A 19,205-nucleotide genomic window follows, 5' to 3' on the forward strand; every position below is an offset into this window, starting at 1 on the left:
CCTCCGGGCCAGTCCACTTGATGCTACCCGGCGTGGCAGCGGATTGCCACCGGCGGGGACCGTCCACAGCTTCCCGCCATGCCAAACGCCGCTCGCTTCCGTCTCCCGCCGCGCCTGTGTCCCGCGGCCGCGCACTCGTTGCGTGCCGCGCTCGTTGGCGGTGCCCTGCTCTCGCTGCCCGCGCTGCTCGCGCTGCCGCTCGTCGCGCAGACAGCGACTGGCCGGTCCGCCACGCCGGCAACGACCACGCCCGCGACTGCAAGCTTCGCGCAGCGCGCCGCCGTCGACTCGATCTTCGCGCGTTTCAACTCCACGGCCAGCCCCGGCTGCATCGTTGGCGTCAACCGCGCCGGCGCGCCGCTGCTGCGCCAGGCCTACGGCATGGCGGACCTCGAGCGCGGCATCGCGCTGCGCGACGGGATGATGCTCGAGATCGGCTCGGTCTCCAAACAGTTTGTCGCCGCCCTGCTCGTGCTCCTCGAACAGCAAGGGCGGCTGTCCCTCGATGACCCCGCTGCCCAGTACCTGCCCGGCTTCCCAGCATTCGCGGATGCCGGCGGCCCCATCACCATCCGGCACCTGCTCCAGCACACCAGTGGCCTGCGGGACCAGTACACGCTGCTCGAACTCGTCGGACGGCCCTATGGCGAGGTCGCCCACGACAACTTCGAAGTCCTGCAGCTGATCAACCGGCAGCGCGGCCTGAACTTCCCCGTCAACAGCCGCTACCTGTACAGCAACACCGGCTACACGCTGGCGGCCATCATCGCCCAGCGCGTGACCCGGGAGTCGTTCCAGCCGATGTTCGAGCGGATGCTCTTTCAGCCGCTGGGCATCGAGCGCGCTAGGTGGCGTACGGATTTCCGCGACATCATTCCAGACCGCGCCGTGCCCTACGCCTTCGAGCACGGGAACTGGACCCTCGACTGGCCGTTCAGCAACCTCTTCGGCGCGGGCGCCCTGCTCACCACCATCGACGGGATGATGACCTGGACGGAGGCGCTGCACGCCGGCCGCGTCGGCAATGGCAGCACGCTGGCCACGATGACGCGACTCGGCGTGCTCAGCGACGGCAGCACGACGGAGTACGGCCTTGGCTTGATGGTGCGTGACTGGCGCGGCGTCCACGAAGTGGCACACAGCGGCTCCACGGCAGGCTACCGCGCGTATCTCGCACGCTATCCGGCGCAGGACCTGACCGTCGCGATGCAGTGCAACGCGGGGAACGGCGACTACGTGGTGTTGGCGCGCGCCGTCGCGGCGGTGTTCCTCGGCAGTGCGCTCTCGCCGGCGCCGACGCCCGCCGTCGCCACCGCCGCGCCAGCGCGCGCAGCCGTGGCAGGCACGGAGTTCCGCGCGCTGGTTGGTCGTTGGCAGGACGCCGAGACGGGCGGCGTGCTGGAGATTGCCGCGGCAGACTCGGGGGTTACCGTGACCACGCTGCGGGGCCGGCGCATCCCGATGCGCGGCGACTCGCGCGACCGCCTCGTGGGTGGCGGCTGGAGCTTCACGCTGGAGCGAGATGCACGGGGCCGCGTCCGCGCCCTGCGCCTCGACGCCGGCCGCGTGCTCGGCGTGCGCTTCACCAAGCTCGACTGATGGATCCCATCACGCACACCCTGGCCGGCGCGGCGATGGCGCGCGTCGGCGCGGATCGGACCACCCCGCTGGCCACCGCAACGCTGATGCTCGCCGCGAATGCGCCCGACGTGGACATGGTCACGGTGTGGACGACGACTGGCTACGGCAGCATCGCGTTTCGCCGAGGGTGGACGCACGGGCCGCTGGCGTTGCTGTTGTTGCCCCTGATCCTCACGGCGCTCGTTTGGCTCTGGGATGTCGCGGTCCGCCGGCGCCGCGCGCCGGACGCGCCGCCGCTGCGCCTCGGGTGGATCCTTGCGCTCGCGTACATCGGCACGCTGAGCCACCCCATGCTTGATTGGCTCAATACCTACGGCATCCGCCTCTTGATGCCGTTCTCGGACCGATGGTTCTACGGCGATGCGGTGTTCATCATCGATCCGTACTGGTGGCTGCTGCTCGCCTCGGTCGTGGTGCTGGCGCGACGCAAGGCGTCGTTGCGTGCCGTCCGCGTCGCCGGCATCGTGGCGCTGGCGTATCCACTCGCGTTGGTCGCACTCGCGCGCGTGGGCGACCGTCTCGCGATGCAAGCCGCAGCGGAGCAGGGCATCGAAGGCGCGTACGAGGTGCTCTACCAGCCGCGGCCGGCCCGGCCCTTCGCGGCGCAGCTCATCGCCGTCACCGACAGCGCCTACCACTTCGGGCGCTTGCAGTGGTTGCCCCGGCCGTCGGTCCACTACGACGGCGCTGTCATCGCCGTCGGCGACCTCACGCATCCACGCGTCGTGCAGGCCCGCGACGAGGACCAGGACGTCCGCGACTTCCTCGTATGGTCACGCTATCCCTACGTGGAAATGCACACGACCGCCGCGGACGGATCCACGACGGTCGTGCTCGGTGATGCGCGCTTCCCGCGCGGCGGCTTTGCCGGCGCGCTCGGTGGGCTCGCCGTCAGCGTCCGATAAGCGCGTCCGCCTCGGCCTTCGTCACCGTCCGCGAGACCACGCGGCCATCGGCGAAGGTGGTCGTGACCGTAATCGCATCCTGCGACTTCGGCATCGTCATCGTGGTCGTGGACAGCGTCTGGCCGTCCTTCAGCTCCTCGATGGTCAGCACACGCGCGTGGTTCACCACCTGCCGCGTCTGCCGCAGTTGGCGGCCGTCGTCGGTGCCCGTCACGCTCACCGAGGTGATGGGGTTGTTGCCCGTCCAGAACTCCACGCTGTTGAAGATCAGCACGTCGCCGGCGTTGACCAGCGCATACACGGGAATGATGCTGAAGGCCAGGAACACGAACTCCTGCACCCACTTGTCGCCCATGCTCTTGTTATAGGCGTACAGCTTGCGCGTGGCCTGGAACGAGCCGAAACAGCCGCTGCTGGCAACCAGGCCAAGTGCGGCGGCGCCGAGGACGATGCCGCGGGTGAGGCGTGAGGGACGCATAGGGTTCTCCCTGTGGTGGTGGGACTGCAACAGCCTTGAGGCGTGGCGCAAACGATACGGCGCGGTGCCACCGGGCGCAAAGTCGCCCAAGGTCGCACCGCGCCGTTCCCCCCACCACGGAGGATCGCACGGACCTGCCCCTTCAACGTGTGGAGGCCTCGCTACATCAGCGCTGCCTCGAGACTTCCCAGTAGTGACGCGGCCGGGGGCGCCAAGTCGTGCACCCCATCACGAGAACCGTACCGAACACCCCCGGCCCGTCCGCGCAGTAGACGGTGCATTTCCTGTGCCAGTCACAAGCCGCCGCCGTGTGGACATGTGATGCGCGACACCTTTGTGATGCGACGGCAACTTCGTGACGTGTAAAGCGTCAACGCTGCCGCACGAAGCGCACGCCACGCACGCGGCCGGTGTTCACGACGAAGCCCGTCACGCGACCGCGACGGTCGCGCTCAATCAGGTACGTCGTGCCGCCGCCGGTGAAGATGTCGCGGGCCACGGCCCGCAGTACCTGGGTGCCGAGCGTGCGGTGCTCACGTACGAGCGCCCCGCTGCGCGCAATGAACTCATACTCCGTGTCGAGCTCTTCACTGCGGTACCGGCCCGCGTAGGCCTCGAATGTCGTGAATGGTGCCGGCTGTTTCACCAGCACCGGCTCGCGGAGCCCGCCCCCCACATGTCGAATGGTCACAGCGGATCCCGCCGTCGTGCGGCGGAGATGACCGGGAACACCTGGCAGGGTGCCGGTGCTGTCGCTGCCGAACCGCAGCCGCATTCCATCAACAAAGATTGAATCGCCAACCGCCCACATGCGCACCAACTGATTGCTCAGCGTATCCCGCCAGGTGCCGACCCAGGCCTCGCGCACCGCTGCGCTCGGCCGGTGCTCCGGGGCACGGGCCTCCACCATCGGAGGAGGCAGTCGGTCTCCGAAGACCGCCCTCGCCACGCGCTCGGCGCGGCCCTGCGGGTTTGCGTTCGCGTGGTTGCACAGCACCGCCACGGCGCCCTTCAGGTCCGGATAGCGCTCGACGAAGGCGCGGTAGCCGGCATCCGCACCGCCGTGGCCGATCGTGCGCGTGCCGCGGAAGTCGCCGAGACTCAAACCGAAGCCGTAGTTGATGGCCCTGCCGTTCGTCAGGAGGCCGCTCGTCTCCGCCGCTCGCACCACGCGGCCCCACGCGGACTCTTCGCTGCGCACGCGGTCGAGGAACGCCATCCAGGTCAGCAGGTCACCAGCGGTGGTGAACAGCGACGTCGCCCCATAGGTGTCGAAGACCGGGATCGAGACGCGCCACTCGTTGCCGCGCGGCACGTAGGCCGAGGTACGGCCAGGCACGACCATCGCGTGGTCGTCGTGGAAGTGCGTGTCGGCCATCCCCAACGGCGCGAAGACTCGCTGCTCCGCAAACTGCCGCAGTGACATCCCGCTTACGCGCTGCGTGACGACAGCGAGCAGCGTGTATCCGGAGTTCGAATACAGGTACTCGCTCCCGGGCGTGAAGTTGAGCCCACGCTGCCGCGCCAGCACCCAGAGCACGTCGCGCTCGCTTATGAGGTCGTCTGGGAAGCGCCAGCCCGCCAGCGACAGCAGCGACCATTGGTCGCGGATGCCGCTGGTGTGGTGCATCAACTGCCGCAGCGTAATCCGCTGGCCGAGGTCCGGCAGCTCGGGCACGTACGACCTGATGTCGTCGTCCAGCGTGAGCTTACCGTCCTCCGCCAAGAGGGCCACGCTCATTGCCGTGAACTGCTTCGACACACTGGCCACGTGGAAGATGCTGCGTGCTGCGATGGCCGTGCCCTGCTGCAGGTCGGACATGCCATAGCCGCGCAGGTAGCGGGCGTCGCCGTCGGCTACGCCCACTGCGCAGCCTGGTCCGTTGCTGCGGTTCACGTCCGCAAAGACGGAGTCGATGCGCAGCCGCAGCGCGTCACCGAGTTGCGCGGATGCGGTGGCCGGCAGCAGCAGGGCGAGGCAGAGCAGGGCGGTTCGGCAGTGGCGGCGGTCTCCGCTGCGGATCATCGGCACGGGCAGTTCTCGCGATTGGGGTCGGCCAAGTGTCACGCTCGTGTGGGGCCGCGTCAACTAGTTTCCCCGCGTGGACGGCCTCGATCTTTCCTCTCCGGCTCTCGCGCTGTTCTCGGCGGGCATCCTCGGTGTCGCGTCGGGCATCCTGCCGACGGGCCTCGCCGAAGTGGCGGCGCTCGGTATCGGTGTCGCGGCAGGCGCACCGCTGGCGCTCGGCATGTGGCTCACGTTCACGGTCGGCCACGTGGCCGCAAAGCTTCCGTGGTACTGGCTTGGGGCGCACGCGGACCGTGTGGTGCACGGCGGTCGCGCCGAGCGCTGGATCGCGAGGGCGCGCGGGCTGCTCGCGGTGCGACCGCACTATGGCACCGGGCTGCTCTTCGTGAGCGCGCTGCTCAGCGTGCCCCCGTTCCATGTCGCGGCCATCGCCGCCGGACTCGTGCGCATCCGCCTGCTCCCATTCCTCGCGCTTTGCCTCCTCGGCCGCCTCCTGCGCTTTGGCCTACTCGTGGGCGCGCCTGGATTGTTGCGGTCGCTGTTCGGGAACGGTCTATAGAAGGGCCCGGAATGTAGGTCACAGCGGGCAGCTCCCACGCCTCCACACCTTCCACGTCCTATGCGGCGACGTCGCGAACGCCTCATCCTCGGAATCTCACTCGCCGCCTTCGCGGGCGTCGCGACGATGTTCGCGTCGCTGCTGTGGTATCTGCAGCGCGAATCGCTGAGCGCCGAGGAGCGCCTGGTCGGCGGCTTGGCGGCCACCCTGGGTGCGGACGCCGAGGCGATGATCCTCGACACGCGGCAACTGTTGATGGAGTTCGAACAGCTCACGGAGCCGCGCTGCTCGCCCGAACATCTGCAGCGCCTCCAGCAGGCCGCGATCGGTCGCAAGTACATCCGCGCCATCGGTCATTGGCGAGCCACGGACCGACAATGCGGCGTGGGCTTCCTGCAGGCGCAGGCCCTGCGTCCCGCGCGCGCCGACCGCATCTACGACTCCGGTGTCATCGCGTGGTGGCCGAGCCCGCAGACCCAGGTCGGCGACGTGCAGCTCTTCCTGATGCGCTACGGCGACCACGACGTCGCCATCGATCCGCGCGACCTGCTCGACGTCGGCCCGCTGCAGCAGCGGCAGGCGGGGCTCTGGGTCGAAGGCCTGCCCTTCGTGCAGTTCCCGCGGGACGCCGAGCTTCCCGCGCCGCGCACCGTGCCCATTGGACTAACCCTCGACCGCGTGCGCGGCGTGGCCGTCTCGCGCTTCTCGCGCGAGGGCGAGCTCGCCATCGACATCGTCGCCATCGAACCGCTGGACAGCTTCTGGGGCCGCTACGCCCGTTCGCTCGCCGTCGGCAGCGGCATCGGCTTGCTGCTGCTCGGTGGCTTCGTGTACGGATTGGTCCGCTACACGCGCTACCGCCTCAGCATGGGCACCCTGTTGCGCAAGGCCGTCGCCCGCGGGCGAGTACGCGCGATGTATCAGCCCGTCGTGGACTTGCGCTCCCGCAAATGCGTCGGCGCCGAGGCGCTGGCGCGCTGGAAGATGGACGGCGGTGATACGGTGCCACCCGACGAGTTCATTCCCATCGCCGAGCGCGAGGGCCTGATGCCGGAGATCACGCTCGCCGTGTTGTCGAATCCGCTCAAGGAACTCCGGCCCCTGCTCACACAGGAGCAGCGCCTCAGCATCAACCTCAATGTCAGTCCCGAGGACCTCAAGGCCGAACAGTTCGTCCAGACCTTGGCCGAGCGGCTCGCGGCCAGCGGCCTGCCCGAGCGCAGCATCAAGCTGGAGATCACCGAGCGCGCCCTCGTGAACACGGACCTCGCGCGCTCGATGATTCGCCGCCTGCGCGAGCGCGGCCACGAGGTCGCGGTGGACGACTTCGGCACGGGCTTCTCGAGCTTGTCGTATCTTTCCACCTTCGAGTTGGACTGGCTGAAGATCGACAAGAGTTTCGTGGATGCCATCGGCACGGGCGCGGCGACCAGCCACGTGATCGTGCACGTCATCGAGATGGCCCGCTCGCTGGGGCTCAGGACGGTGGCGGAGGGCGTCGAGACCGAGGAGCAGGTACAGTGGCTGATCGAGCACGGCGTGGACCTGGGGCAGGGCTTCTACTTCAGTCGACCGCTCACGGCGGAGCAGTTCACCGAGTACGTGTCGGTGAAGGGCGTGGCGTGAGCTGTCGCTGGCTCCCGCTGCGCGCGCTTGGCATTGTCGTTGCGCCCCTGCTCGTGACGGCCTGCGGGGTGTTCGGCGGCCGCGCGCCCGCGCGCCCTGAACCCGAGTCCACACCTGACGCGACGCTGGCCACGGAGGTCCGGGCGCCCGCCGACGCTGCCGTGCGCGAGACGCCCGCGCCCACCCCGACCGAGCCGCGCCCAACACCCGCATCGGCGCCGGCTGTCGCACCCGCCGCGCCGCCCGTGACCGTCGCGGCTGCCGAGAATGTCGGCGGCACCGTGGTCGACCGACGGCGCACATTGGTCGGCCGCGGGCAGCAACTCGCACCGGACGAAGTCGGCTACTACATGGACACCCAGGAGGCGCGCTTTCGCCAACTGGCCCCGCAGGGGATCCGGGTGGTCCGCAACGGTGAGCAGCTGATGCTCACGCTGCCGGGGTCGATGTCCTTCGATGTGGCCAGCGCCACGCTCTCCGCCGTGGCTGACTCCGCGCTCGGCGTCATCGCGCGCGTGGTGGCGGAGTATCGGCTCACCTTGGTGAGCGTGCGTGGCTTCACGGATTCCACCGGCGACGCGGCCGTGAATCGCCGGTTGTCGGAACAGCGCGCCCTCTCGGTGGCGCGCGCCCTTTTGGCGCGCGGCATCACGGCCGAACGCATCATCGCGACGGGCTTTGGTGCCGCGCAGCCGTTGGCGAGCAACGAGACGCCCGAGGGGCGCGAGCAGAACCGCAGGATCGAGTTGGTGCTGGCTCCGCTCCGACCCTGAACCCGGAGTACCCTTGCCACCGCACCGCATCTTCAAGATGCCCTTCGCCCGCGTCTATCCCGCCTACGTGCAGAAGGCGGAGCGCAAGGGCCGCACGCGCGCCGAAGTCGACCAGGTCATCCGCTGGTTGACGGGCTACACCGCCGCCGGCCTCAAGCGCCAGCTCGACAGCGAGCACGATATCGAGACCTTCTTCGCCGAGGCGCCGGCGCTGAACAAGAACGTCAGTCTCATCACCGGCGTCGTCTGCGGCGTGCGCGTCGAGGAGGTTGAGGACCCGCTGATGCGGAAGATCCGCTACCTCGACAAGCTCGTGGACGAGCTGGCAAAGGGGAAAGCGATGGAGAAGATCCTCCGCGGCACGGCCGCGTGAGCAAGCGCCTGCAGACGTACGAAACGCCCGAGATCACGGTCACCTTCGACCCGGAGGTCTGTATTCACTCCGGCAAGTGCGTGCGTGGCTTGCCCGGCGTCTTCGATGTCAAGCGGAAGCGCTGGATCGCGCTCGAGGCGGCGTCGCCGGACGAGATCGCGGCGCAGGTCGCGCGCTGCCCGTCCGGCGCGCTCCAGGCAACCCGGCACGCCGTGCGCTACTATCACGGCACCAAGGCCGACCTACAGCCGGGCGACCTCATCGAACCAGGACGCCAATCGAACTACGGCAGCCGTCGCGCGGCCAAGTTCGTCTACTTCACCGCCACGCTCGACGCGGCCACTTGGGGCGCGGAGCTCGCCGTCGGAGACGGCCGGGGCCGCATCTTCGTCGTCGAACCCAGCGGAAGCTTCGAGGACGACCCCAACCTCACCGACAAGCGATTCCCCGGGAACCCGACCCGCTCCTACAGGACGGCCGCGCCTCTGCGCGTGACCGGCGAGATCGCCGAGTGGACGGGACACACGCCCGAGCAGTTGGCGCAGATGCACGCGCACCTGGAGAAGCTCAAGGCCGAAGGCGTGGAAGCCATCGAGGAGTGACGGCGTCACCGCGAGACCGGGCCGCGCGCTAGCGTTCCGCCCTCTGCCTGCGTAGCCTCCTGTCGTGACCCCACGCCTCGCTTTCCTCCTCGCGGCTGCTGCCCTCGGCGCCTGCGCGCGGCAAACGCCGCCCAACGCTTCCGTTCCGGCGACGGCTCGCACATCACAAGCCACCACCGAGACCGGCGTCGCCGAGGAACATCACGCCCACATGATGCCCGGCATGGCGCCGGTCGAAGTGCCCGACAACGCGCTCTTCACCGCCGCCGACGTGCACTTCATGCAGGGCATGATTGCCCACCACGCACAGGCCGTGCACATGACGCGGCTCGCCGAGGCCGCCGGCGCCGGGCCCCGCGTTCTCAAGCTCGCGCAGAAGATCGACCTCTCGCAGGCCGGCGAGATCGCCTTGATGCAGGGCTGGCTGCGCGATCACCGCCAGTTCGCCCCCGACACCTCTGCCTGGCGCACGATGTCGATGCCGGGCATGCTCACGCCCGACGAGCTCACGCGACTCGAGGCCGCCCGTGGCACCGATTTCGATCGCCTGTTCCTGCGCCTGATGATCAAGCACCACGAGGGCGCCATCAAGATGGTCGCCGATCTCATGGCCACGCCGCGCGCCGCGCAGGACGTGGACGTGTCCGTCCTCGCCAACGACGTGGAGAACACGCAGTTGGCCGAGATCGGCCTGATGTGGCAGATGCTCGCCGAGCTGGACCAGTAGTCCCCACCCGTCTCGCTGCACCGAACGACAACCCACGGAGTCGCCGCTGATGCGTGTTTCCACCTTCGCTCCCGCCATCGCGCTCACGCTGCTGGCCGCGAGCGCGCTCGAGGCCCAGACGTATCCGACGGGCAACGACCCGCGCAACAACCTGCGCCACGGACTCAGCGACGCCGGCGTCGCCATCCAGGGCATGCGGCTCGTCGGCACGGCAGGGAAGCCGGCGCCATTCGATTCCGTCCGCGGTCTCACTTTCGTGAACTCGGACCTCGCCTTCCGCGGCAACCTGGTCTACCAAGGCAACTTCGCTGGCTTCTCCATCTGGGATGTGAGCAATCCGGCCACGCCGAAGATGCTCTCCGTCGTGGAATGCATCACCTCGCAGGGCGATCCCTCGATCATCGGCAACCTGCTCTTCGTCTCCGCCGAAGGCGGCGGCAACCGCAACGACTGCGCCAAGGGCGGCGTCTCCGACCCGGCCGACCACATGGCCGGCGTGCGCATCTATGACGTGAGCAATCCCGCGCAGCCGCGTTTCATCAAGAACGTGCAGACCTGCAAGGGTTCGCACACGCACACGGTGGTCCCGCACCCGACCGACAAGGGTGTGGTCTACCTCTACGTCTCCGGCAATCAGGGCGCGCGGCCGGACACGGAGCTCGCCGGCTGCAACAACGGCTTCGACCCGGCGGACGAGAACAACTCGCTCTACCGCCTCGACGTCATCAAGGTGACGCTGGCCCGTCCGCAGGACGCGGCCGTCGTGACCGGCGCCCGCATCTTCACCGGCCTCGGCGCCGCACCGGCCCGCGGTGGCCGCCCGCGCCGTGCCCGCGCCGTGCCCGGTGCTGACAGCGCGCAGATGGCGATGATGGCCGCCGCCGGCCCGCGCAACTGCCACGACGTCACCGCCTATCCGGCGATGAACCTGCTCGCCGGCGCCTGCGCGAGCTATGGCCTGCTCGTGGACATCAGCAATCCCGAGCGCCCGCGGCGGCTCGACGCCGTCGCCGATACGAACTTCTCGCTCTGGCACACGGCGGTGTTCAGCAACGACGGCAAGAAGGTCGTGTTCACCGACGAGTGGGGCGGCGGTACCTCGCCCAACTGCCAGGCCACGCACCCGCTCGAAATGGGCGGCAACACGACCCTCGTCATCGGCGAAGACGGCAAGTATCGCCAGCACGCGTACTTCAAGATTCCCACCGGCCAGGCGAACAACGAGAACTGCGTGTCGCACAACGGCTCGCTGATTCCCGTGCCGGGTCGCGACATCATGGTGCAGGGCTGGTACCAGGGCGGCGTCGATGTCATCGACTTCACCGATGCCGACCGGCCCTTCGAGATCGCCTTCTTCGACCGCGGTCCCGTGGATGCGCCGACGCCCGAGGGCGCCGAGCGCGGCCGTATGACCATCGGCGGTTCCTGGGGCGCCTACTGGTACAACGGCCTCATCTACTCGTCCGAGATGGCGCGCGGCCTCGACATCCTCGAGCTCCAGCCTTCGGAGCACCTGAGCGCCAACGAGATCGCCGCCGCCAAGCTCGTGCGCTGGGAGGAGTTCAACCCGCAGAGCCAGCCGCGCATCGTCTGGCCGGCGGCGTTCCCGGTGGCGCGCAGCTACCTCGACCAGCTCGGCCGCAACGATGGGCTCGCGTCGGCACGTCGGCGTGCGATCGGCGAGGCGCTGGATGCCGCCGAGCGACAGTCGGGCGCGGCGCGGCGCACGGCACTCACGACCCTGGCCGGTGCGGTGGAGCGCGATGCCTCCGCCGCGCGCGATGCCGCGCGCGTGCGGATGCTGGCGACGGCTATCCGCGACTTGGCGGCGGCGACGCGTTGAGTTCGATCAGGCTCACCGCGGCACCCTGCGGGTCCATCGTGACCATGAACTTGCCGTAGGGAATCTCGATGGGACCGAAGGGCACTTGGCCACCGTTCTTGAGGACGGTGGCCTTTGCCTTTTCCACGTCCTGTACGGCGAGATATGTCATCCAGTGCGGCGGCATATCGCCCCACTCCTCGGTCATCTGCAGCACACCGCAGGCCGGCGTCTCGCCGAGGAAGAGCATGTCGTAGGGACCGGGACTGCCGGGCACTTCCATCGACTTCGCCGTCAGGCCAAAGACCTTCGCGTAGAACTCTTTGGCCGCCTTGGCGTCGCGCGTGTTCACCTCGCACCAGGCCATCGCGCCCGGCTCGTTGATGATCTGCGCGCCGCGATGCTGCTTCGGCTGCCAGATCGCGAACACGGCGCCCGTCGGATCCTGCGCCACGGCGAAGCGTCCGAACTCCGCCACATCCTGCGGCGGCGTGTGCACCGAGCCCCCGGCCTTGGTGATGGCGGCGCAGGTCGCCTCGGCATTCTCGACGCCGAAATAGACGGTCCACACCGGAGGAAACGTCGCGCCAGGGGGCAAGGCACCGATGCCGGCCGCCGAGGCGCCGCCGACGTTCGCCATCGAGTAGTGACCCATCTCGGGGCCCGACACGTCGTACTGCCAGGGCAACAGCTCGCCGTAGTAGCGGCGCGCCGCCTCCACATCCGATGTCATCAGGTCGAACCAGATCGGCTGGTTCAGGGGCAGGGCATCAAGCCGCATTCGAGGGTTCCTCCAGGAAGTGGAGGTGGGGGACGGCCAATATGGGCGCCGGACCCCCGACTCGAAAGCCGCTGCCGCCGAACCGTGACGCTACTGCTGCATCAGCCGCAGCGCGCGGCGCAGCGGGAGGCTCCACTCCCGCCAATCCACGCCGCTCTCGACACGCGCCCGCCATTTCGCGTCGAGTGCCTCGCGCAATACCAGGGCCTGGTCGGCCGGGAGGCGGTCGGCACCATCGAGCAAGGCCGGCAAAGCGTCGGCCGAGAGCTTCGCGTGGTACGCCACGTCGAACTCCAGGCCGCGTTCCGCGCGCGCAAGATTCGTCGAGACGACCAGCCGCTCCGGATTCGCCACGTTCAAGGCCACCAACCACGCGGCGGAGATGACCAGCACGCCGGGCGCGAAGCCCTCGCGCGCATCGCGCAGCACCGTCCAGGCGAACCAGCCGAGCACGGCGGCCACCCAGATCAGCACGGCCAGCGCGAGCACGCGCTCATCGGTCAGGCCGTAGTAGCGCAGGTAGAGCGAGAGGCGCAGCACGGCCGACGTGAGGACTGCGCCGACGAGCACGATGAGGACGGTGCCCAAACGCCGGAACGAACTGCGGCCGGACGCATCGGCGCGATCCACCACATCATCGGCGACGAGCAGCGCCGCCAACACCAGCCCGCTGATCACGATCAGCTCGAAGAACCCGTTCCGCGCATACTCGGCCACCGTGATGCCCGCCGTCTGCGCCACATACTCGGCGCCGCCGAAGAGCGTCCGCACCTGCAGGCCGATCCACGCGCTGAGCAGCAGGGCCAGGCCGCCGAGCAGCGGCAGGAAACCGGCAAAGGGTAGCTGCACCTGGCGGCGCAGCAGCGCCGCGCCCACACCCACAGGCGCCACCGCACCGCGCAGGGCGCCGGCGCTCACCCAGGTGGCCGCTCCGATCAGAAAGACGTGACCGAAGAAGGCCGTGTCGAGGAACTCGGCCGTCGCATCCACAAATCCAGCGAATACTGGATCCGCCGAACCCAGGAGCGCCGTCACGAACAGCAGGACCGGAATCGCGGCGATGACGCCGACGCCGAACCCACGCATGCTGCGCCGTTCGGATTCCTCGAGCGGCCGCGGTGAGGCGTCGCGCAAGGCCAGCGTCGGTCCACCGCCGACGGCTGCCCCAACCGCCGACGCCACGCCAATGATGGCGTCGCGCGGCTCCAGCGCGGCCAACGCGCGGCCGTGCGCCCGCCAGGCGATCAACCAGAACGTCACGGCCAACGCGAAGAGGTCGACGGCGAACAAGGTCTCGGCGTCGCGGAATACCAGCAGCAGTGCGATCACGCCCGAGGCCCCGAAGAGCAGGCGGCGCTCGCCCACTGCGGCGACGTCGCCAGCGTCATCCTGACCGGTGACGAACGACGCGACCGCGAGTGCCAGCAGCAGCCACACCGTGAAGCCCGCGCGCAGCGAGTCGGCACGAAGGAAATAGTCGGCGAGCACGCCGAGGATCAGCGCGGCGAGCAGGGCCAAGCGGGCGGTACGGGGCGTCACGCGCCCTCCTGATGTAGGTGGATGCCACCAAAACGACGCTCGCGTTGCGCGAAGTCGTCGAAGGCGGCGTCGAGATGTGTGGGGCGAAGGTCGGGGAAGGCGACGTCGAGGAACGCAAGCTCGGCGTACGCGCACTCCCAGAGGAGGAAGTCGGAGAGGCGCCGTTCGCCCCCCGTGCGCAGCAGCAGGTCGACAGGCGGCAGGATGGTGCCGGCCTGTGGCACGCCGAAGTCGCGCGGCGCCACGGCCAGCGCCGTCGCCATCGCCTCGCGGCTGGAGTAGTCGATGGCCACGCGCAGATGCATCCGCTGGCCACCGGCAGTCTCACGCTCACCCATCGCAATGGAGGCGAGGAGCTCGGAGGGGAGACGGTCGCGTCGGCCGACGACGGACAGCCGAATGCCGTTGCGCTGCAGCGAGGGGAGCTGCCGCCGGAGCTGCGTGACAAAGAGCTCGAACAGCGTGCGCACCTCGGCTTCCGGCCGCTTCCAGTTGTCGCTGGAGAACGCGTAGAGTGTGAGTTGCCGTACGCCGCGGCGCGCGCAATGCGCGACCACGTCGCGCACGACCTGTGCGCCCTTCACGTGTCCCATCCAGCGGGGCCGGCCGCGGCGCGCCGCCCAGCGCCCGTTGCCATCCATGATGATGGCCACGTGGTTCAGCGGGGCGTTCATTCGCCACCCACGCGCTTGATCAGCGCCTCCATATGGGCGAGGTAGCCCTCCAGTGCGCGTCGGCCGGCGGCGGTGAGCCGATACTCGGTGCGCGGGATGCGGCCGTCAAATCCCTTCTTGCAGCTCACATAGCCCGCATCCTCCAGCTTGCGCGCGTGCACGGAGACGTTCCCGTCCGAGGCGTCGAGCATCGCCTTGAGTTCGTTGAACGTCAGGGTCTCGTGCACGGCCAGTGCGCTCACGATCGCCAGGCGCAGGCGCTCGTGGATGATGCGATCCAGCGCCAGGGGCGCGGCGGTGTCTCCGTCGATGGCCTTCAACTGCGGTCCCTCCTGTCGTGCTGCCGATGCTGCCGATCCCGCCCGCCGCGCGCGCGCGGCCGATCCGTCTCGCTTAGCCACCGTGCCTCCTGGCGATCAGTACGCCAAATGCGATCTGCACGACGCCGAACCCGGCCGCCATCGCCAGATCGCCGTCGAGCGCCGGTACGAACAGCGCGATGATGCCGAGGCCCATCAGCACGAGGCCCATCATCGGCACCACGCGCACGGAGAAGGCGCCGCCCGTCGCCACGCCGACGCCGTAGAGCAGCAGCCAGAGCCCGGGCAGCACGCGTTCGGTGACCTGTGGGGCGATGCCGGCGGTGAACGGGTCCACCAAGGCCAGCGTCAGCACGGCGCCGCTGAGGATCGCGGGTGTGTAGTTGAGCAGGAATCGCCGGGCCGGCACGCTGACGAGTTGCGTGCCGCTGGTGGCGACCCGACGGCGCATCTTCCCGTACATCGCGCCAAGGCCCACGCTGCTGGCGAGTACTGCGGCGCCAAGCCAGATGGCGAGCCAGCGCTCCGGCGTCGGCTGTCGGTCGGCGAAGAAGGCGGCGGGCAGCGCAACCAGGCCGACGAGGACCAGGCCCCATCCCGGGACATCCGTGAAGGACGAGGCGCCCTCCATCGTCCGGCGGATGAAGGAGAGGTCCTGCAGGGCACGGTCACGCAGGGCCGGTGGCTCTGGCTTGGGTGCGGTCATTGCGGGAAGAATGGGGGGCGAGCGTGTCGGCTGTCAAGTACTTTACGACACAAAGTAAGTTCCGCCACCACTTGCCCCGCAGGACCAGCGGCTCCGACGGCTGCTACTGCGCTTGAGCCTTCCGCGGCGCGAACGCCCGCACGACGCTGGATGTCGAGCCGGCAAGCAGCGCGGGATACGCCAGCGTCAGCGCCCACAGCGGGCCAGGCCCCACCTGCATCGCCGCGCCCACGACCTCAGCGACGCGCGCAACCGGTCCCTGCATCGCTTGAAGGCCCAACAGCAGCGCCCACGAACCCGCGCCGCCAATCCCCGCGAGCACGGGGACCGCAGGATCCGTGCGCCGAATCCAGGTCCACGCCGCCGCCACCACCACGACGGCCGCCCAGCCAAAGGCCCAGGTGCTCAGCGTCATCGCTGCGAGCATCGAGAGAAACCACAGCAGTCGCGGTGACATCAACGGGCCTCCCGCACGACCGGCACGAAGTGCAGCCGGGCAGACGTTTGCGCGGGCTGCAAGGCATCCGCGCTATGCGGCACCCGCAGCTCCGCCAACTCACCGCGCTGCCACAGGGCGATACGATCGGAATAGCGCGGCGAAACCGGATTGCCGCTCTGGCCACCCGGGAACGTGCCCCAGGCGCGGATTTCCGGCGCCAGTTCGACCACGAAGCGCCACGAGGCACCGTGCGTGCCGCCGCTCTCGCTCGGCGAGAGAGTGCCAGGACCCGACGTCACGCTGAGGCCCTCCCAGTTGAAGCCCGGCAGTCGCAGCAGGTGGTTGATCTGCACCTTTCGAACATCGCCCCAGCGCCAGGCGCTCGGGTCCTGGCCGTGCCGCGCCGTCGTCTGCGCCCAGGCATCCCGCAGGGCCGCGAGCAGCACGGCATCGCGGGTCTCGACCTCGCCCGTCGTCTCCAGTCGGTCCCACCACTTGGAGCGCGGCTGCCGCATCAGCTGCACCAGCATCATCTGGCCCGGTGTCGCCACGCGACGCGTCTCATTAGGCAGTACCAACTCGTCCCAGGTCAGCCGCGTGAGCGCGCTGAGCAGCGATTCGAACAGCACCGCGCCCGAAGCGTCCGGGGTGAACTCGGTGTTCCAGTCGGTCAACACCTGCCATGCGCGTCGATCCTCGGCGGACCAATCACCGGCCGCTTCGGCGGCGCTGATGGCGTCGCGCAGCGCGGACACTACGAAGGGCGTGAGCTCGCTACGCGGATCCGTGTGCGCCCGCCGCAGGTCCTCGGGCGTGACGCGTGGATTCGCCCGCAGGATGCTGTTGATGCGCATGGCACGCCAAGGGCTTGGCCAGTCGCTGCCAGCGTAGCCCGAGCGCACGCTCGGGTCCACGGGCTGCTGGTTGGCGCTGGCGAGATAGCCTTGAGCCGGATTGTACGCCTGCGGATACCACTCCAGTGGTCGGTCGCCAATCCAATCGCTGGCGCTCGCACTGCCGTCGAAGATCAGATCGCCGCGTCCGCTGCCTGGGCGGATCGGGTATCGCCCCGTCGACCGGATGCCGATGTTCCCGCTCCGGTCAGCTGTGAGCATGTTCTGCGCCGGCGTGCGATATCCGGCGGTGCGCGCGTAGAAGTCCGCTGAACTCGTCGCGCGCATGGCGCTGCGGAACGCCGATCCTTCGTCGCTTGGGTCTCGGGCGGTCCAGCGCTGCGACATCCAACCCAGTGACGTCTCCAGCAACGGCCCGCGGTGCGTGGCGTACATCGTGTCGCGGGCGATGGTCGTGCCGTCCCCGCGCTGGAACAGCTCTTCTCGTATCTCGAGGTCACGCCACTCGCCATCCACGAGGTACTTGCGCGGTCGCAGGGTGTCGTCCACGGTCTCGCGATAGTAGTCGACCACATCGTTGCCCGTGTTGGTCATCGTCCACGCGACGTCGCGGTTGAAGCCGATCGGCACGATGGGCGCCAGCGGGATGGTCACGCCGTAGACGTCGAGTTCTCCCGGCACCACCAAGTGCGCCTCGTACCAGATGCTTGGCAGCGTGAGCTCGAGATGCGGATCGCCGGCGAGCATGGCGTAGCCGCTGGCGCTGCGTCCCGGGCCCACCGCCCAGTTATTGGATCCCACCACGGCCTCGCCGCGGGTCAAGAGATCCGTGAGATCGTTCAGCTCCGTCTGCGAGGCGGCGAATGGGAGCCGTGTGACGCGCGCCAGTTGGACCACCGCGTCGCGTGTGCGGCGTGCCTCGGCGACCTGGGCGGCGTCCGGTGCGCGCGGGTCCGGAATCGGTCTCGTCGCGAATCGTGGCGCGCTCCGCCCGCGAACGGGCTCGATTGGCTCCTGAATCGGTGCGTCGATGGCGAGCAGGGCAGACGCGGCCTCTTGCCCGATGAGCTCGGCCAAGGCGTGGAAGCGCAGTTCGGACTCCTGGTACGACAGCGTCTGCGACATCCGCATCAGGAGGTAGTAGGTGTCGCGCGGCTCGAAACGACGCGGCTGCCGACCCAGCAGGCGATACTCCAGCGGCAGGTCCTGCGGACGCATCCCGTCGATGTACGCATTGACGCCTTCCATATAGGCCTCGACTTCGGCCCGTGTCGTGGCGTCGGCCACGGCGTCCCACTTGGCGTTCGCGGCGTGGGCCATGCGCAATCGGCGGGCGCTGCGGTCCAGCGGCAGTGCCCGTTCGCCTACCAGCTGCGTGAGGTCGCCCGCCACGGCGCGCTGGACCAGCTCCATCTGGAACAGGCGATCCCGCGCGTGCACCCATCCCAAGGCACGCGCGGCGTCCGTGGTGCTCGTGGCGAAGATGTGCGGCACGGCGCGGTCGTCGTAGCGCACCTCGACCGGCGCCGCGGCGCCGGGCAGCGCCAGTTCCTGCTCCGCCGGCAGCTCCGCCGTCGACGCCACCGCCCAGATGCCGCTGCGTGGATCGAGCAGCGCCCCGAGTGGCGGGATGGGACCCACAGGTCGGATGCCGACGTACAGCGCCGCGAGCAGTGCGACAGCCGCGATGGCGGAGGTGAAGGTTCGCATGCGACTACGATAGCCAGCCGCGCGCCTGCGCGCGCATCCCGTACCACAGGGAAGCCGCGCCAAGCACGCAGATCACCAGCGGGAACGGGACGGCGGTCGCAGCGCCCAGCAGCGCGATGGCATCCAGCACGAAGAGGATCGTACCGAACTGCACCACGACGGCCGCCAGCGAGATGGTGAGCGCAGGCACGGCCCAACGCTTCCGCACCACGAGTCCGATCGCGCCGAGCAGCCCGCCAATTGTCGCGATGCCGTAAACGATCATGAGCCACATCGGGCGCGCGTCGTTCAACTGACGCTGCGCGTCCGTGAGCTGCGCGCGCGCGGCCTCGCTCATCGTGGGATCCATCGCCAGCGCGACAACGCCAAGGCTCATCCAAATCGTGATGAGCACCGAGATCACACGATGCGAACGCGGAACGTCAGACATGGGCCGTCCTGGGGGGAGGGTACGGAGGATTGGGGCTCGGAGAAACTAGGGTTGGCATCGCGGTCGGCAACCAGCCCGCTGTAGTCCCGAACACGGCGGAGGCGGATTCGGCAAGCGACAGGCCGCCGTCCTACAAAGAGGACAAGTCCGGGAGGAGCTCTCCCGTAAGTCGTTGCTGCGCTGACAGATAACCAATGGTCACCAGTGGCACGCGCAC

At 69.0% G+C, this 19,205-nt stretch carries 19 protein-coding genes; 9 read left to right on the forward strand and 10 right to left on the reverse strand.

The annotated features are described in order from the left end of the window. The first annotated feature begins 78 nt into the window (after nt 1-78). Complete coding sequence (locus KF709_13195) at nt 79-1,599, forward strand: beta-lactamase family protein (GenBank protein MBX3175364.1); 1,521 nt, start codon at nt 79-81, stop codon at nt 1,597-1,599. Further along, nucleotides 1,599-2,546 carry a metal-dependent hydrolase gene (locus KF709_13200; GenBank protein ID MBX3175365.1) on the forward strand — a complete coding sequence of 316 codons (948 nt, stop codon included), beginning with the start codon at nt 1,599-1,601 and terminating at the stop codon, nt 2,544-2,546. Before KF709_13195 ends, KF709_13200 begins: the two co-directional genes overlap by 1 nt. On the opposite strand, the gene KF709_13205 is transcribed toward KF709_13200, so the two are convergent. After that, nucleotides 2,533-3,024, reverse strand: coding sequence for a DUF3332 family protein (locus tag KF709_13205; protein MBX3175366.1), 492 nt, complete (start codon nt 3,022-3,024; stop codon nt 2,533-2,535). The genes KF709_13200 and KF709_13205 overlap by 14 nt on opposite strands. 370 nt (nt 3,025-3,394) lie before the next feature. Further along, complete coding sequence (locus KF709_13210; protein MBX3175367.1) at nt 3,395-5,056, reverse strand: beta-lactamase family protein; 1,662 nt, start codon at nt 5,054-5,056, stop codon at nt 3,395-3,397. A gap of 70 nt (nt 5,057-5,126) precedes the next feature. Here KF709_13210 and KF709_13215 point away from each other — a divergent pair, with 70 nt between their 5' ends. The 7 genes from KF709_13215 to KF709_13245 all read left to right on the forward strand — a co-directional run bounded on the left by KF709_13215 (nt 5,127) and on the right by KF709_13245 (nt 11,556). Beyond that, on the forward strand, nt 5,127-5,612 hold the full coding sequence (locus tag KF709_13215; protein MBX3175368.1) for a hypothetical protein: 486 nt from the start codon (nt 5,127-5,129) through the stop codon (nt 5,610-5,612). 60 nt (nt 5,613-5,672) lie between these two features. Then, nucleotides 5,673-7,238 carry an EAL domain-containing protein gene (locus KF709_13220; protein ID MBX3175369.1) on the forward strand — a complete coding sequence of 522 codons (1,566 nt, stop codon included), beginning with the start codon at nt 5,673-5,675 and terminating at the stop codon, nt 7,236-7,238. Then, nucleotides 7,235-8,011: an OmpA family protein gene (locus tag KF709_13225; GenBank protein MBX3175370.1), complete on the forward strand. Its 777-nt coding sequence runs from the start codon at nt 7,235-7,237 to the stop codon at nt 8,009-8,011. The genes KF709_13220 and KF709_13225 overlap by 4 nt, the downstream gene beginning before the upstream one ends. Nucleotides 8,012-8,048: 37 nt before the next feature. Continuing rightward, nucleotides 8,049-8,384, forward strand: coding sequence for a DUF2200 domain-containing protein (locus KF709_13230; GenBank protein MBX3175371.1), 336 nt, complete (start codon nt 8,049-8,051; stop codon nt 8,382-8,384). Beyond that, nucleotides 8,381-8,986, forward strand: a complete 606-nt coding sequence (gene arr / locus KF709_13235) for an NAD(+)--rifampin ADP-ribosyltransferase (GenBank protein MBX3175372.1) — start codon at nt 8,381-8,383, stop codon at nt 8,984-8,986. Before KF709_13230 ends, arr begins: the two co-directional genes overlap by 4 nt. Nucleotides 8,987-9,050: 64 nt before the next feature. Next, nucleotides 9,051-9,713 (forward strand): DUF305 domain-containing protein, encoded by a 663-nt coding sequence (locus KF709_13240; GenBank protein MBX3175373.1) that lies wholly within the window; start codon nt 9,051-9,053, stop codon nt 9,711-9,713. Nucleotides 9,714-9,762: 49 nt separating this feature from the next. Beyond that, nucleotides 9,763-11,556, forward strand: coding sequence for a hypothetical protein (locus KF709_13245; protein MBX3175374.1), 1,794 nt, complete (start codon nt 9,763-9,765; stop codon nt 11,554-11,556). Here KF709_13245 and KF709_13250 read toward each other — a convergent pair. The 8 genes from KF709_13250 to KF709_13285 all read right to left on the reverse strand — a co-directional run bounded on the left by KF709_13250 (nt 11,525) and on the right by KF709_13285 (nt 18,988). Continuing rightward, nucleotides 11,525-12,316 carry a VOC family protein gene (locus tag KF709_13250; GenBank protein MBX3175375.1) on the reverse strand — a complete coding sequence of 264 codons (792 nt, stop codon included), beginning with the start codon at nt 12,314-12,316 and terminating at the stop codon, nt 11,525-11,527. The two genes, KF709_13245 and KF709_13250, sit on opposite strands and share 32 nt — an antisense overlap. A gap of 90 nt (nt 12,317-12,406) precedes the next feature. After that, the gene (locus KF709_13255) at nt 12,407-13,855 is read right to left on the reverse strand and encodes a DUF4173 domain-containing protein (protein MBX3175376.1); all 1,449 of its coding nucleotides are present in this window, start codon (nt 13,853-13,855) and stop codon (nt 12,407-12,409) included. After that, complete coding sequence (gene uppS, locus KF709_13260) at nt 13,852-14,529, reverse strand: di-trans,poly-cis-decaprenylcistransferase (protein MBX3175377.1); 678 nt, start codon at nt 14,527-14,529, stop codon at nt 13,852-13,854. Before uppS ends, KF709_13255 begins: the two co-directional genes overlap by 4 nt. Beyond that, nucleotides 14,526-14,816, reverse strand: a complete 291-nt coding sequence (locus tag KF709_13265) for a transcriptional regulator (GenBank protein ID MBX3175378.1) — start codon at nt 14,814-14,816, stop codon at nt 14,526-14,528. Before KF709_13265 ends, uppS begins: the two co-directional genes overlap by 4 nt. Nucleotides 14,817-14,922: 106 nt before the next feature. Then, nucleotides 14,923-15,555, reverse strand: coding sequence for a hypothetical protein (locus KF709_13270; GenBank protein MBX3175379.1), 633 nt, complete (start codon nt 15,553-15,555; stop codon nt 14,923-14,925). Between the two features lie 103 nt (nt 15,556-15,658). Further along, nucleotides 15,659-16,012 carry a hypothetical protein gene (locus KF709_13275; protein ID MBX3175380.1) on the reverse strand — a complete coding sequence of 118 codons (354 nt, stop codon included), beginning with the start codon at nt 16,010-16,012 and terminating at the stop codon, nt 15,659-15,661. Further along, the gene (locus KF709_13280; protein ID MBX3175381.1) at nt 16,012-18,558 is read right to left on the reverse strand and encodes a penicillin acylase family protein; all 2,547 of its coding nucleotides are present in this window, start codon (nt 18,556-18,558) and stop codon (nt 16,012-16,014) included. The genes KF709_13275 and KF709_13280 overlap by 1 nt, the downstream gene beginning before the upstream one ends. Nucleotides 18,559-18,562: 4 nt before the next feature. Continuing rightward, nucleotides 18,563-18,988 carry a hypothetical protein gene (locus KF709_13285; GenBank protein MBX3175382.1) on the reverse strand — a complete coding sequence of 142 codons (426 nt, stop codon included), beginning with the start codon at nt 18,986-18,988 and terminating at the stop codon, nt 18,563-18,565. Nucleotides 18,989-19,205 lie beyond the last annotated feature (217 nt).

Source organism: Gemmatimonadaceae bacterium (assembly GCA_019637445.1).
Taxonomy (GTDB): domain Bacteria; phylum Gemmatimonadota; class Gemmatimonadetes; order Gemmatimonadales; family Gemmatimonadaceae; genus Pseudogemmatithrix.

Coding starts and splice junctions, on each gene's coding strand:
- KF709_13195 (MBX3175364.1), top strand. CDS start 79: ATGCCAAACGCCGCTCGCTTCCGTCTCCCGCCGCGCCTGTGTCCCGCG.
- KF709_13200 (MBX3175365.1), top strand. CDS start 1,599: ATGGATCCCATCACGCACACCCTGGCCGGCGCGGCGATGGCGCGCGTC.
- KF709_13205 (MBX3175366.1), bottom strand. CDS start 3,024: ATGCGTCCCTCACGCCTCACCCGCGGCATCGTCCTCGGCGCCGCCGCA.
- KF709_13220 (MBX3175369.1), top strand. CDS start 5,673: ATGCGGCGACGTCGCGAACGCCTCATCCTCGGAATCTCACTCGCCGCC.
- KF709_13230 (MBX3175371.1), top strand. CDS start 8,049: ATGCCCTTCGCCCGCGTCTATCCCGCCTACGTGCAGAAGGCGGAGCGC.
- KF709_13245 (MBX3175374.1), top strand. CDS start 9,763: ATGCGTGTTTCCACCTTCGCTCCCGCCATCGCGCTCACGCTGCTGGCC.
- KF709_13250 (MBX3175375.1), bottom strand. CDS start 12,316: ATGCGGCTTGATGCCCTGCCCCTGAACCAGCCGATCTGGTTCGACCTG.
- uppS (MBX3175377.1), bottom strand. CDS start 14,529: ATGAACGCCCCGCTGAACCACGTGGCCATCATCATGGATGGCAACGGG.
- KF709_13270 (MBX3175379.1), bottom strand. CDS start 15,555: ATGACCGCACCCAAGCCAGAGCCACCGGCCCTGCGTGACCGTGCCCTG.
- KF709_13275 (MBX3175380.1), bottom strand. CDS start 16,012: ATGTCACCGCGACTGCTGTGGTTTCTCTCGATGCTCGCAGCGATGACG.
- KF709_13280 (MBX3175381.1), bottom strand. CDS start 18,558: ATGCGAACCTTCACCTCCGCCATCGCGGCTGTCGCACTGCTCGCGGCG.
- KF709_13285 (MBX3175382.1), bottom strand. CDS start 18,988: ATGTCTGACGTTCCGCGTTCGCATCGTGTGATCTCGGTGCTCATCACG.